Here is a 14,320-nt window from a genome sequence, read left to right as displayed (position 1 = left end):
GCTATTTCAGGACGGGACATCCAATTCAATAAAAAAAACGGAATCTTATAGATTCCGTTTTTTTTATTTTCCTTATATCGATTAAATCAAATTCAAAACTTGTTCTAAATCTTCTAATAAGTCATCTATATCTTCGATACCAACAGACAAACGAATTAAATCATCTGTAATACCAATTTCAGCACGTTTCTCAGCAGGAATAGACGCATGTGTCATCGTAGCTGGGTGATTTGCTAATGATTCAACACCACCTAAAGATTCAGCCAAAGTGAAAACTTTTAAGTTTTCTAAAATTTTGAAAGCATCTTCTTTCTTCCCAGAAGTCAACGTAAACGTTACCATTCCTCCGAAATCTTTCATTTGTTTTTTCGCAATTTCGTGTTGTGGATGATTTTCTAAACCTGGATAATACGTGTGCGCAACTTTTGGATGAGCCTCTAAAAATTGTGCGATCTTCATTCCGTTTGAACAGTGACGATCCATACGAACAGCCAAAGTTTTGATTCCACGTAAAACTAAGTAAGAATCTTGTGGTCCTAAAATTCCTCCTGTTGCAAATAAATTGAAGTGAACATCAGTTGCCAATTGCTCTGAATTAACCACAATTGCTCCAGCAACTAAATCTGAGTGACCTCCTAAATATTTTGTTGCAGAATGCATCACTATATCTGCTCCCAACTCAATTGGTCGTTGTAAATAAGGCGAAGCAAATGTATTATCAACAGCGACTAAAATATCAGATTTTTTTGCTTTTACAGCATCATTTACCGCTTTGATATCAACCACTTTCATCAATGGATTTGTAGGTGTTTCAACCCAAACCATTTTTGTATTATCATTGATTAAAGCAACAACAGCCTCAACATTTGTCATATCTACGAAATGGAATTTCAACCCAAATTTTTCATAAACACGTGTAAACAAACGGTAAGAACCTCCATATAAATCGTCCATCGCGATGATTTCATCACCTGGTTTAAATAATTTTAATACACCATCGATTGCAGCCAAACCAGAACCAAATGCAAAACCTGCAATTCCTCCTTCGATAGATGCTAATGCATTTTCTAAAGCAGTTCTTGTTGGGTTTGCACCACGAGAATATTCGTATCCTTTGTAATCTCCTGGTGATTTTTGTGCGAATGTTGATGTTTGGTAAATTGGAGTCATTACGGCTCCTGTTGAAGGGTCATGTTGTTGACCTCCATGTATCGCTTTTGTATTGAATTTCATTGTGAATGCTTTTAACTATAGCAAATATATGGAGTTTTATTTATTCTTTGTTTTAAAGATTTGTTAGAATTTATTTCGGGAGATTTTTGGATTCAATAAGAACATTCTCCACTATATAAATATTAAAAATAGAAGGTCTAACTTTTATAATTGCATGATTTTTATTTAAATCAGCTTTTTCTAATTGTTGGAATAAATAGTTATCTAAATCTATTGTTTCTTTATTTCCTTTAAAATTAACTTTCAGCTTATAATAATCTCCACCTCTTCTATATCTTCCTTTTTTAACTTCTAAAATTTCACAATGTTCTGTAATTATTTGATCTTTTGCTAAATCATTGACCAAATATTTCAATCCAAAATTACAAAGAATCGAAATAAAGAAAGATAAAACAAATGATGCTAGAATATTAATTCTCCAATGATCAAAATTTCCAATTTTTCTTTTAACGATTGGAATATTTAAGATTAAATATATCAGAAAAGTGATAAAAATATATAAAACTAAATAATACCATAGCTTGATATTAAAAAGTATAATTTCGTCATTTCTATACAACAAATAAAATACAACAAAATATACTAAGAAGATTATATTAGAGTATCTATTAATTTTTATATCCTCTTTTTTTCTTCTAATTCTTTCTTTTTTACTTATTGAGTTATTAATATTTCTTCCCATTAACTAAACAATTCGTGTAAAACTTGAAGTGATTTTGGCTTCTTGAAATTATTGGTATGAATTTGATAATACTTCACTAGAATTTCGAGTAAGAGAGAACGTTGTGATTGATTGAATGTATTTTTTGAATCTTCGGAAAAATGTAATTCTAACAATTTTTTGAACAAAACAGTTTCATCTGCTTTCAACATATTGATGGATGAATTTGAATTGGTAAAAAAACCATTTTCTAAATCGAATAGATTTCCGTCAATTTCTAAGTTTGGATAAAAACCAAGAAAATGAGATAATTGAATCAAAAAAATCAAATGAAAATCTGCAAAATCGTCTTTCTTTTGATCAAATTCTTTTAGCGAATGTTCGATGTAAAAATATAATTCAGGATTATCTGATTCTTCTTTTAAAACTAAGTTCAGAATCTCAGCCAAGAAAAAAACAATCGCCGATTTGATGGGATGAAAATGCAACGATTCGTAATAATACGACGTTTGCACTGATTTTAAGAAAACCAATTGTTGTTCATTTGATTTCGGTTGAAAGCTCAAATCTATTTCTGCTAGCGGAAAATACAACGAAGTATTTCGCTTTTTTTTGGAGAAAACTCCTTTTGCTATAAATGATTTTAAGCCAAAATCTTGTGTATAACAACGTATAATTAAACTCGTGTCACCATATTTTAAGCTCGAAAGTACAATGGCTTTGGTTTCTAAAATTTTCATTAACGGACAACTGCAATTTTCAATGTTTTGGTTTCTGTACCATCTGCATTTGTCATCAAAACTAAGTAAATCCCAGAAGCTACGGGCTTTCCTTTTACATTATTTGTATTCCATTCTACAATTCCTCCTTCGGCTTTTTTCTCAAAAAGTAAATTTCCAACAATATCTGTAATCTTAACCAACGCACGATTTGGAAGATTTTTTATCGTAACATTCCCTTTATATTCTGGTCGATAAGGATTTGGATACGCAATTGCATTGTTAAAATTATTCGCTTCTGTCGACACATCTCCATTATACGAAACCACACCTTTTTCTGTTGCAAAAAATACTTTTCCTGTCGATTCGTCTATAGAAACATCGTACACAATATCCGAAGGTAAAGGTGAGTTCTTAGAAGTAAAATGCAATTTCGTCGACTCTCCACTATCCGAAACATAATAAACGCCCGCTCCATTAGTAGCAATCCATTTATTGTTTGCATTATCCACTTTTATCGCATAAATCCCAACATCTGTTAACAACGCCTCTGGAATTCCATCTTGAATAATCACAATTGGTTCTGCGACAATATTATTAGAACTTACAGCATTATCAGCTCCGTACAAAACGACTAAACCTTGTTCTGTCCCAATCCATAAATTATTTGATTTGTCATTTGCAACAGTCAGAACATTATTAATTGGTAGCTTATTTGAAGTTGTCATTGTTGTTACAATTTCATATTTTTTGTCTAAAACTGTAACCCCACCTCCTTGTCTACCACTAGCATAATAGGTATAAACATCAGAAAAATCAGGAGAAAGTGCCACAATAGCAGAAGTTTTATCAACATCATAACTTTTCCAAGTACCATTCGCATTTCTTTCTACATAATATACAGATTGATAATCAGGCGATTTACCATCTGGATATGAAGCGCCAATATGTAAGTTTCCTAACTTATCATAGGCTAATCCAGAAATTCTAGAAGTAGGGAACTGATCGTTAATAATTTTCTTAGGCGTTAAATCTGCATCAAATTCTAATAAATCTGTTCGTCCATTTTTATCACGTCCATACTTATTGAATGATGATACTATAAATGTATTTTTATCTTTATCTGGATGAGGAGCGATTCTTAAAACATCTCGAATATCAAAAATATCTTTTGAGCTAAAGTTATTCCATTTTTTAGTGTCATAATAAAAGAATCCATCATTATTATCTAATACGTTTGAATAACTTTCTGTTCCTCCAGGTGCAATCCAAACTTTTCCACTTTTTGTCGTTACAGACCAAGCTTTATTATTGAAAGGTCCATCGGGATAAAATTCTTCAAGATTAGATAAATTAATAATTCCATGATTTACTGAACCTCCATAAACAATATTATCAATTGAAATTGCAGTATTAAAATTAATTTCAGATTTAGAATAATCACCACTTCCTAAAACAGATATCTGATTATTTTGAGTAATGATTAATTTTTCATTTGATAATTTTAAATCTTCAATAAAATTAAAAGCTCCAGAAACAGGAGTTCCAGAAATTGTTTTTAATTCATTTTCTACTGAATAATAAATCTCTTTTTCAAACAATTCTATATTCGAAATATCTCCTGTAACAATAGAACTTCCCCAAGTTGTAAAATCCGGATTATTCAATTTCTTATCCGATAAATCACTCGAATAAATTCCATTCGATGTTGCGATATAAATCTTGTTGTCTAAAATTGTTGCATCATTTACAACAGCTGTATTTGTACGTGTTGTTGTACGTGTTGTTTCTTTAAATTCTTCATCTTTCAGATCGTAGGAAACAATCCCAAAAGCACCAGAAATAAACGCAATTCCGTCATTTATAAGAATATGGTTGATTTTTTTAACTCCGTTAAATCCATTCCATTTAATATCCAAAACCATTGTCGATTCTCCAGATTTCAATAAATCTAAACCTCCATTTTCATACCCAACTAAAAACGAATCCGAATCTTTATCATAAGCCATTGCAGAAACCCCAACATTGTTCAAAAAATTGGTTTTATTTAGTTTAATCCAATCACTTGTTGGATTTAGAGGATTGAACAAGAAAATTCCGTTTTCAGTTCCACAATAAATCACACCATTTACTTCTTCCAACAATTTCACATTATTGTAAGAAAAAAGATCAGTCCAACGCACTTTATCATTTTGAGCGTTTAAACTTGTGAAAATCATGGTGATGAAAATGAACAATTTTGTCTTCATAATGCACAAAAATACTGTAATTTATAACAAAATAACTTGCTAAAAATTGTATTGCTTGTTACAATAAATCATAAAATTTACCTGGAAGAGTAGAAATTATTTGTTTCAATTCTAAATCTAATAAAACTGGCATCAATTCGTAGGATTTCAAATTTAAGTCAAAAGACATTTTATCAATATGTTGTTTTCCATTGGTTTTGAGATAATTTACAATTAAATTTTCATCATTAGAAAACTCAATAAACAAATCTATTTGTTTTGGTTTCTTCTTCGAATTGAAGTTAAAATAATCAATAATATCTTTCGAATTTTCGACCAAATAAGCCTGATGAGATTTTATCAAATAATTACACCCAATACTCAACGCATCCGTTGATTTCCCTGGCAAAGCAAACACTTCTCGATTATATTCATTTGCAAATTTTGCAGTCACCAAACTTCCACCTTTAAAAGCAGATTCTACCACAATTGTAACATCTGATAAGCCTGCAATAATCCGATTTCGTTGCAAAAAAGCTTCAGGTGTAGCAATTTTAAAACTTGGTTGCTCCGTTATCCAACCTCCTTTTTGTAAAATTTCAATCGCAATTTTTTTGTGAGTAGCAGGATAAATTCGTTCAAAATTTGTTCCCATTACCGACCATGTTGCAACATTATTTTTGAGCGCATTTGTATGTGCTTCTATATCGCAACCGTACGCTAATCCACTAACAATTGTAACATCAAAATCTGCTAAACCTTCGATTAATTCAGTAATAAAATTTCGTCCATAATTAGTCATTTTTCGCGTACCAACAATCGAAATCTTTTTGTTATTGAATTGATTAAATTCTAAACTTCCTTTACAAAAAATCACCAAAGGTGCATCAATACATTCTTTTAAGAATTGTGGATAAGCTTCATCATAAAAAGTTAAAATATTGATTTGATTATTTTTACAATATTCTATTTCGTTAAAAGCTAAATCTAACCATTTTTTATTCCCAAAATCTTTGCTTATTTGCTGTCCAATTCCCGAAATTTGCAGCAAATCTTTTGGTTTACAATTCCAAGCAGCCTGTGCTGAACCAAAAAATTGAATAATTTTTCGAGCTGTGATATCGCCAATTCCTTTCTGAAAAGAAAGTGCTAAAATATATGGTAAATCGGTTTGCATTTTGTTAAATTACTAATATTAAACCAACTAAGCAGAATTTTAAGTATTTATTTTTTGCTAAATCTAAAAAAAATGTTAATTTCGTAGTATGAGGTTAGAAGAGCATATTAGTCAATTATTATTTCAGCAAGATTGTGTAATCGTTCCAAACTTTGGAGCGTTTATCTCAAACAATGCTAATGTGGCGTTTGACGAGCAAACAAACACATTTATTCCACCAAGAAAAGAGCTTTCTTTCAATACAACTTTAACAAAAAGTGATGGTGTTTTGGTGAATAAAATTGTAGAAGATGAGCCAATGTCTTTTGAAAATGCGCAAACATTTTTGAATGAACAAGTTTATTTTTGGCAAGAACATTTGAAAAATGGAAAAGTTTTAACCTTACAAAATATCGGATCATTACAATTTAATGACACTGGAAAAATTGACTTCAAACCAGAAAATGCTCAAAATTATTTCATCGCCGCTTATGGTCTTTCAAATTTACAAGCCAATTACATTTTAGATTCGTCTAAAACTAAAACCTCTAACAAACACATGTCAAAATTTTTAGCCGCAGCCTCATTAATTCCCATTATTGTTGGTGGCTTCCTATATTTTAATACGCCGCAACCCGTACAAGAATTCGTAACAGAACAATGGAGCGGTTTGGTTTTACCAATGATTGGTAAAGATGACGCAACCAAAACTGAAAAACCTACAGTGCAATACGATGTGTATAATATGCCGCAAACGATTGCTGAGCCTTCTTTAGTTGAATATCAGATTGCCGAAACGGTAACGAAAACAGATACAATTGAAACGCCTAAAAAAGTTGAAATTACAGTTGTAAAGGAAACGAAACTGAATGAAACTGAAAAGGAGATTACGGCAATTGTAAAGGAAAAGCCTTCGACAAAAGAAATTGTAAAAACAGAAACAAAAAAATTAACGAAAGTTGAAGCTCCTAAAACAGCTGAAAAGAAAGTTGAGGACAAAAAAGAAGTTGCAACTAAAACAACTTCAAAATCTAACAATAAAAAATATCAAGTAATTGCGGCTTCGCTTAAACGTCAAGAAGATGCTGATCGTTTGGTTGGAGAATTGAAAAAACAAGGTTACAAAGATGCAGGAGTTTCTTATGTAAAAGGTCGCTATTATTATGTTACATATAGCAGCTTCAATAACATAGAAGACGCGCAAAAATATATGAATGATGTGAATAAAAAGTCTCCTGGAACTTGGGTTAGAACTGAAAATTAAATCATTTTTTAATACAATATAAATCGAAATAAGCTGCCCAAAAGGCAGCTTATTTCTTTGTTAGAATGAATATGAAAACTACTTCCAGCCACCACCTAAACTTTTGTATATAGCGACAACTGTACTTAATTGTTTTTCTTTTGTTTCGATTAATTCCATTTTTGCATCCAATAAATCACGTTGAGTTGTTAACACTTCTAGATAATCTGCACGATTATTTTTGAACAACTGATTCTCAATATCAATAGATTCTACAAGTGCTTTCGCCTGTTTATCTTTGTACGAATAACTTTGTTCTAAGTTATTAATCTTCGACATTTGATTTGACACTTCTAAATAAGCATTTAAAATCGTTTTATCATATTCGTACAACGCTTGTATTTGATGAGCATTTGCTGTATTAAACTCCGCTTTTATCGCACTTTTATTGATTAAAGGCGCAGCTAATTCTCCAGCCAACGAATATAAAATAGACTCTGGCATTTTTACCAAATAAGATGGTTTGAACGCATTTAGTCCTAAAGCCGCAGAAATATTAAGTGACGGATAAAACTCTGCACGAGCCACTTTCACATCTAAAGCAGAAGCTTTTAACTCTAATTCTGCTTGTTTGATATCAGGACGATTTGATAATAATTCAGAAGGAATTCCTGCATGTACTGTTTGTGGAATCAAATCCATAAATGACGAACCATCACGTTTTATCTTTTGCGGATATCTTCCCAATAAAGCATTAATCCTATTCTCGGTTTCCGTAATATCTTGTTTAATATTAAACTCTTCGCTTTCTGATTTTAATAATTCTGCTTCAAATTTCTTCACCGCTAATTCAGTTTCACGCGCTGCTTCCTTTTGAATTTTAACTACACGAAGTGATTCTTTCTGTAACTCAATATTTCGATGAATTAACTCCAATTGACTATCTAAAGACAATAATTCATAATAAGACGATGCGATCTCTGAAATTAAATTTGTCAAAACAAAATTCTTTCCTTCTACCGTTGATAAATATCGCGCAATCGAAGCATCTTTCGAATTACGTAATTTTTTCCAAATATCAACTTCCCAATCAGCGCTCAATCCAATCGCATAATCCATCAAAGGATCAGGCATTTCTTTCCCGGGTTTTATCTCAGTCGAAGCATCACCAGCACCTTGACTTGTATAACGACCAACTTTCTCAACTCCAATTCCTGCATTTGCTGAAACATTTGGCGATAATTTTCCGTTTTTGTACAACACTTCATTTTTAGAAATCTCAATTTCTTGAAGTGTAATCATCAATTCTTGGTTATTTTTTAACGCTTCTTCAATCAAAACGACCAAATTTGGATCAGTAAAAAATTGTTTCCAAGGCGTCAACCCAGAACTTGGTGCATCATCATTTTGCACATTTTGATAAGCTTCTGGAATTTTTGGTGCTTGATGATTTTCAATCTCTTTGCTTACCGCAGGAGCTTTACAGCTCCAAATCATTGTTCCAAAAAGACTTATTGCAATTATATTTTTTAAACTATTTTTATTCATCTTCCGTGATTTCTTCTGTTAAAGGATTTTCATCTTCATATTTCACCAATTGCATTTTATCCGCCAAAGCGCCAAACGCAACATATAAACCGGGTACAATAAACAACCCGAAAATAGTTCCGAACAACATTCCGCCTGCAGCAGCAGTACCAATTGTTCTATTTCCTACTGCTCCCGGACCAGAAGCAATAACCAACGGAATAAGACCTGCAATAAACGCAAATGATGTCATCAAAATTGGACGGAAACGAACACCCGCACCTTCAATCGCTGATTTTACAATTGATAAACCTTCGTTATGTTTTTGTACTGCAAACTCAATAATCAACACCGCATTTTTACCGAGAAGTCCAATCAACATCACCATTGCAACTTGTGCATAAATATTATTTTCTAATCCTAATAATTTCAAGAAGAAAAATGCTCCGAAAATCCCTGTTGGTAGTGAAATGATAACTGGTAAAGGCAAAATAAAACTTTCGTATTGTGCTGCTAAAATCATGTAAACGAAAATTAAACAAATGGCGAAAATAATCACTGCTTCATTTCCACGAGAAACCTCATCTTTCGATATTCCTGCCCAATCAATTCCAAAACCACGAGGCAAAGTATTCTTAGCTACTTCATTAATCGCTGCAATCGCTTGTCCACTACTATAACCAGAAGCTGGCGTACCACTAATTTCTGCTGCATTATACATATTGTGACGCGTAATTTCTGATAAACCATATACTTTTTCAATTTTCATGAAAGCTGAATATGGAACCATTTCACCTTGATCATTTTTCACATACAATTTCAATAAATCTTCCGGTAGCGCACGATATTCTGGCGAAGCTTGTACCATCACTTTATAAGGTCGGTCAAATTTGATGAAACTTGTTTCGTAATTAGAACCAACTAATGTTGATAAATTATCCATCGCATTTTCGATCGAAACTCCTTTTTGTTCGGCAATATCATTGTCAATTTTCAAGACATATTGAGGGAAAGAAGCACTATAAAATGTAAATACAGAACTCAATTCTGGACGACGAGTTAATTCTTTTACAAAATCACGGCTCACTTCTTCCATTTTATGATAATCTCCACTACCCGCTTTATCTAACAATCTCAACTCGAAACCTCCTGCAGCACCATATCCAGGAACAGATGGTGGTTGAAAATATTCGATATTTGCACCATTAATATTCCCAGTTTTTTCTTCTAATTCTTTGATGATTTCTTCAGCAGATTTAGAACGTTCGTCCCAACTTTTCAAGTTAATCAAACAAGTTCCAGAGTTTGCTCCTGTTCCTTCTGTCAAAATCTCATAACCAGCCAAAGATGAAACTGATGAAACGCCATCAATTCCTTCCGCTATTTTTTGTAATTTTTGAGAAACTTCATTTGTTCTTTCTAACGTAGAACCTGGAGGTGTTTGAATAATCGCATAAAACATTCCTTGATCTTCGTTTGGAATAAATCCAGAAGGCAAACTATTATTCAAAAAGAAAACTCCAGCACAAAATGCTAGTAAAAATCCGAATGTAACAGTGCGTTTGTTAACTGTTTTGGTTAAAACTTTTTCATATTTAAAAGATCCTTTGTTGAACAAATTATTAAACTTCAATAAAAATTTATTTAACATCGTTTTCTTTCTTGGTTGATTATGATTATTTTTCAAAATCATTGCACACAAAGCTGGTGTAAGCGTTAAGGCAACAATTCCTGATAAAATAATTGATGTCGCCATCGTAATCGAAAATTGACGATAAAAAATACCAACAGGGCCAGACATAAACGCAACTGGGATAAACACGGCTGCCATTACAAATGTTATTGCGATAATTGCTCCACTAATTTCGCGCATCGCTTCTTCCGTCGCTCGTAAAGGCGAGAGATTTTTCTCTTCCATCTTCGCGTGAACAGCCTCTATCACCACAATCGCATCATCGACGACAACTCCAATCGCCATAACTAAAGCAAAGAGAGAAATCAAGTTTAATGTAATTCCAAAGAAACTCATTAAAGCAAAAGTTCCTATCAAAGAAACAGGAACCGCCAACGCAGGAATTAATGTAGAACGCCAGTCACCTAAGAATAAAAACACAACAATCCCAACTAAAACGAAAGCTTCAAAAAGTGTATGTACCACTTTTTCCATTGAAGCATCTAAGAATTTCGAAACGTCATATGAAATCTCGTAATCCATTCCTTTTGGCAAATTATTCTCTTTAAGATCAGCCATTAATTCTTTGATGTTTTTAATCACTTCACTCGCATTACTTCCGTACGATTGTTTTATCACAATTGCGGCAGAAGGTTTTCCGTTCAATGTTGAGTAAATATCATACATCGAACTTCCAAATTCTATATCAGCAACATCTTTTAAACGTAAGATTTCTCCATCAGGATTTGCTCTTAAAATGATGTTTCCATATTGCTCTTTTGTGTTGTATCGACCTGAATATTTTAATACATATTCAAAAGCTTCTGAACGTTTACCAGAACTTTCCCCTGTTTTCCCTGGCGAAGCTTCAATACTTTGTTCATCCAACGCTTTCATCACATCATCCGCAGAAATATTATAGGCTTGCATTCTATCTGGTTTCAACCACACACGCATTGCATATTCTCGGTTTCCTAAAATATCTGCATCTCCAACTCCATTTATACGTTTCAACTCAGATAAAATATTGATATCTGCATAATTATATAAAAATTGTTGATCTGCTTTTGGATCATTACTATACAAGTTAATGTACATCAACATATTTGATTCTTCTCGCGTAATTTTCACACCTTCTCGAACTACTAAAGGCGGAAGTTTATTGACAACCGAAGAAACACGGTTTTGCACATTTACAGCTGCAATATTTGGATCAGTTCCTAAATCAAAAATGACTTGAATAGACGCTTCACCATCATTTCCGGCATCAGACGTAATATATTTCATTCCTGAAACACCATTTAGCGCACGTTCTAATGGAATTACCACTGATTTTATTAACAATTCGTTATTCGCACCGGGATATTCTGCCGTAATATTAACTTTTGGAGGAGAAATAGATGGAAACTGGGTTACGGGTAATTTGACTAATGATAGAATTCCTAAGAAAACTATAATCAACGAAATAACAATCGATAGAACGGGTCTTCGAATAAATTTATCAAACATAACTTTTGAATTTTTTAGATTAGTTTGATTTTAATTTTAACGATGAAAGAACTTTTCTTGGTGCAATAAATTTCGTTTTGATTTTATCATCATCTTTCACTTTCTGAACACCTTCTAACAAAATATTATCTTTCTCCGAAAGTCCGCTTTCTACCACATAAACATCAGGCATTTCTAGACCAATCGTGATATTTCGAGATTTCACAATACCATTTTTATCTACTACAAAAACATAGGTTTTATCTTGAATTTCGTAGGTTGCTTTTTGTGGAATTAATAAAGCATCATGCAACGGAACTGTCATTTTTACTTTCCCTGTTTCACCATTTCTTAACAAATGATTTGGATTTGCAAAACGCGCACGAAACGCAATATTTCCTGTTTCGTTGTTAAATTCTCCTTCTATCGTTTCTACCAAACCTTTTTCTGGTAAAGGTTTATTATTCGCCATAATCAACGAAACTTGTTTACTCGCTCTATCTTGAATATTTGTTTGATAATCTAAATATTCAGGCTCAGAAACGTTGAAATAAGCAAACATTGATGAATTATCAGACAAATTTGTCAATAACATTCCTTCGTCAATCAAGCTTCCCAATTTCATCGGAATTCGATCTATAACACCAGAAAATGGCGCACGAATATCTGTAAATGATAAATGTAATTGAGCCAATTGCATTTCTGCTTTCGATTTTTCTAACCGTGCTTGCGCAATGGCTTTTTCGTTCTTAGAAACGACATTATTATCAGCCAAAGTTGCTGAATTTTGCAATTCAATTTGTGCCTCTTTTACCTCAGCTTTCGATTTCAAATATTCAGCTTGATACATCGAAGGCATAATGCGAAACAACAATTGACCAGCTTGTACATGTTGACCTTCATCCACAAAAACTTTTTGCAAATAACCTTTTTCTTGTGCACGAATTTCGATGTTTCGTACCGACTGAATTTGGGCTACATAATCCTTATCTACAATCGTATCCATTTTGATTGGCGTTGTGATTGGATAATCTTTCACTTCTTCTTTTTCCTGTTTTTTTGATGAACAACTTGTTGTCAACAATACAGTACTTAGAGCTACAAATAATGCGACTCTTTTCATAATTCTTCTAACTATTAAATATAAAATTTGATGAAATGGATTTCTTGGTAGAAGTAGTTTTACCAAAAAATATTACATACAAAAATTTGCTAACATTCAGCTATTCATGGACTGAACACTAATTTTTGGTGTAATTTTAAAAATTTAAGAAATCAATCAAATTCTGATTGTACGTAACAAAATGTACTTACAACTCGAAAATTTGATAGTTTTACTGTAGAAGATGTGCTTCTTTCTTAAACCTTGAATTATAAAGTTTAAAACCAGAACAACACTTAATAGTTTGATACAAGTTTCTAAATCGATTTTGTTTAATGTCTGAAAATCATCATCAATCGTTTCGATACTTGGATTAAATTCTTGAAATTGATTTGAATTTGAAGTTTTAGAGAATTTAGTTTCAACAATTTTACTTGCGTGATAAATATGTGTATTATCGTTAACGACTGTCTGTGAAGTTAAATTTCCCTGAAAATGTTGAGTACCCGCAAACACTTTAGTTTCCGCAAAAAATAGTAGAAATAAAGTAGATAGCAAGTATGTGATAAACATTTTCATAATTCTGTCCAAATGTAAGACTTGAAATAATACAATAATCTATATTAACATTTTTTAACTATAAAATTTTATTGATTTAATAAAAAACTCAATTACAAATACTTAACACAACGATAATAACTGTTTCAAAACTCGAATATTTTGTTGAAATTTGCACCCAACAAACAAAAGTTTATGGCGAAAGCAAAAACAGCAAAAGAGTCGTTAGCAGTAATGACAAACTTGGTTTTACCGAATGAAACCAACAACTTAGGAAACATGTTCGGAGGCGAATTATTGGCTTCTATGGACAGAATTTCTTCTATTTCTGCGAAAATGCATGGTGGAAGTTTTTTGGTTGTAACAGCAAGTGTCAATCACGTTGCGTTTAACATTCCGATTCCGATGGGAAGTACAGTGAAGTTAGAATCTAAAGTAACTCGTGCATTCAAATCATCGATGGAAGTGTATGTTGATGTCTATGTTTACGATTACGAAAATTGTGTTTATAACCAAACAAATAGCGGTATTTACACATTTGTAGCCGTTGATAATGACAATAAACCTGTTCAAGTTCCTGAATTAATTCCAGAATCTGAACAAGAAATCGAGCGTTATGAAGCTGCTTTGCGTCGTAAACAATTAAGTTTGATTTTGGCTGGCAGAATGAATCCTGCTGATGCACACGAATTAAAATCGTTGTTTATTACAGAATAAAAATAAAAAAGTCGAA

The 14,320-nt window shown here is 32.3% G+C and carries 11 protein-coding genes; 2 read left to right on the top strand and 9 right to left on the bottom strand.

The genetic code is table 11. The features are described 5' to 3' along the window. Positions 1–81 precede the first annotated feature (81 nt). The 5 genes from B4G36_RS06500 to dprA all read right to left on the bottom strand — a co-directional run bounded on the left by B4G36_RS06500 (position 82) and on the right by dprA (position 6,018). Positions 82–1,233, bottom strand: coding sequence for a cystathionine gamma-synthase (locus B4G36_RS06500; protein ID WP_291062847.1), 1,152 nt, complete (start codon positions 1,231–1,233; stop codon positions 82–84). Positions 1,234–1,303: 70 nt separating this feature from the next. Beyond that, entirely contained in the window at positions 1,304–1,915 is a 612-nt protein-coding gene (locus B4G36_RS06495; protein WP_291062846.1) for a hypothetical protein, read from the bottom strand. Then, entirely contained in the window at positions 1,915–2,634 is a 720-nt protein-coding gene (gene recO, locus B4G36_RS06490; protein WP_291062844.1) for a DNA repair protein RecO, read from the bottom strand. The genes B4G36_RS06495 and recO overlap by 1 nt, the downstream gene beginning before the upstream one ends. Beyond that, positions 2,634–4,862: a two-component regulator propeller domain-containing protein gene (locus B4G36_RS06485; RefSeq protein WP_291062842.1), complete on the bottom strand. Its 2,229-nt coding sequence runs from the start codon at positions 4,860–4,862 to the stop codon at positions 2,634–2,636. Before B4G36_RS06485 ends, recO begins: the two co-directional genes overlap by 1 nt. A 58-nt stretch (positions 4,863–4,920) precedes the next feature. Next, positions 4,921–6,018 (bottom strand): DNA-processing protein DprA, encoded by a 1,098-nt coding sequence (gene dprA, locus B4G36_RS06480; protein ID WP_286495283.1) that lies wholly within the window; start codon positions 6,016–6,018, stop codon positions 4,921–4,923. 88 nt (positions 6,019–6,106) lie between these two features. On the opposite strand from dprA, the gene B4G36_RS06475 reads away from it, so the two are divergent. After that, positions 6,107–7,261, top strand: a complete 1,155-nt coding sequence (locus B4G36_RS06475) for an SPOR domain-containing protein (RefSeq protein ID WP_291062840.1) — start codon at positions 6,107–6,109, stop codon at positions 7,259–7,261. 78 nt (positions 7,262–7,339) lie between these two features. Here the strand turns inward: B4G36_RS06475 and B4G36_RS06470 are convergent, their stop codons facing one another. The 4 genes from B4G36_RS06470 to B4G36_RS06455 form a co-directional block, all read right to left on the bottom strand. Next, complete coding sequence (locus B4G36_RS06470; protein WP_291062838.1) at positions 7,340–8,788, bottom strand: TolC family protein; 1,449 nt, start codon at positions 8,786–8,788, stop codon at positions 7,340–7,342. Next, entirely contained in the window at positions 8,781–11,948 is a 3,168-nt protein-coding gene (locus B4G36_RS06465) for an efflux RND transporter permease subunit (protein WP_291062836.1), read from the bottom strand. The genes B4G36_RS06470 and B4G36_RS06465 overlap by 8 nt, the downstream gene beginning before the upstream one ends. A gap of 19 nt (positions 11,949–11,967) precedes the next feature. Next, a complete protein-coding gene (locus B4G36_RS06460) occupies positions 11,968–13,050 on the bottom strand; it encodes an efflux RND transporter periplasmic adaptor subunit (protein WP_291062834.1) in 1,083 nt (360 codons plus the stop codon). Positions 13,051–13,206: 156 nt separating this feature from the next. Then, positions 13,207–13,608: a hypothetical protein gene (locus B4G36_RS06455; RefSeq protein ID WP_291062832.1), complete on the bottom strand. Its 402-nt coding sequence runs from the start codon at positions 13,606–13,608 to the stop codon at positions 13,207–13,209. 174 nt (positions 13,609–13,782) lie between these two features. Here B4G36_RS06455 and B4G36_RS06450 point away from each other — a divergent pair, with 174 nt between their 5' ends. Further along, the gene (locus B4G36_RS06450; protein ID WP_219034046.1) at positions 13,783–14,304 is read left to right on the top strand and encodes an acyl-CoA thioesterase; all 522 of its coding nucleotides are present in this window, start codon (positions 13,783–13,785) and stop codon (positions 14,302–14,304) included. Positions 14,305–14,320 lie beyond the last annotated feature (16 nt).

Origin of the sequence: Empedobacter sp. UBA3239, assembly GCF_002362875.1 — a bacterium.
In the GTDB taxonomy this organism is placed as follows: Bacteria; Bacteroidota; Bacteroidia; order Flavobacteriales; family Weeksellaceae; genus Empedobacter; species Empedobacter falsenii_B.
The sequence above is the reverse complement of the archived record's forward strand: the minus strand, read 5'-3'. Positions and strand labels throughout refer to the sequence as shown.

Excerpts from the sequence above, each read along its gene's own strand:
- B4G36_RS06460 (WP_291062834.1), bottom strand. The coding sequence starts at position 13,050 with ATGAAAAGAGTCGCATTATTTGTAGCTCTAAGTACTGTATTGTTGACA.
- B4G36_RS06450 (WP_219034046.1), top strand. The coding sequence starts at position 13,783 with ATGGCGAAAGCAAAAACAGCAAAAGAGTCGTTAGCAGTAATGACAAAC.
- B4G36_RS06500 (WP_291062847.1), bottom strand. The coding sequence starts at position 1,233 with ATGAAATTCAATACAAAAGCGATACATGGAGGTCAACAACATGACCCT.
- B4G36_RS06485 (WP_291062842.1), bottom strand. The coding sequence starts at position 4,862 with ATGAAGACAAAATTGTTCATTTTCATCACCATGATTTTCACAAGTTTA.
- dprA (WP_286495283.1), bottom strand. The coding sequence starts at position 6,018 with ATGCAAACCGATTTACCATATATTTTAGCACTTTCTTTTCAGAAAGGA.
- B4G36_RS06475 (WP_291062840.1), top strand. The coding sequence starts at position 6,107 with ATGAGGTTAGAAGAGCATATTAGTCAATTATTATTTCAGCAAGATTGT.
- B4G36_RS06495 (WP_291062846.1), bottom strand. The coding sequence starts at position 1,915 with ATGGGAAGAAATATTAATAACTCAATAAGTAAAAAAGAAAGAATTAGA.
- B4G36_RS06465 (WP_291062836.1), bottom strand. The coding sequence starts at position 11,948 with ATGTTTGATAAATTTATTCGAAGACCCGTTCTATCGATTGTTATTTCG.
- recO (WP_291062844.1), bottom strand. The coding sequence starts at position 2,634 with ATGAAAATTTTAGAAACCAAAGCCATTGTACTTTCGAGCTTAAAATAT.
- B4G36_RS06455 (WP_291062832.1), bottom strand. The coding sequence starts at position 13,608 with ATGAAAATGTTTATCACATACTTGCTATCTACTTTATTTCTACTATTT.
- B4G36_RS06470 (WP_291062838.1), bottom strand. The coding sequence starts at position 8,788 with ATGAATAAAAATAGTTTAAAAAATATAATTGCAATAAGTCTTTTTGGA.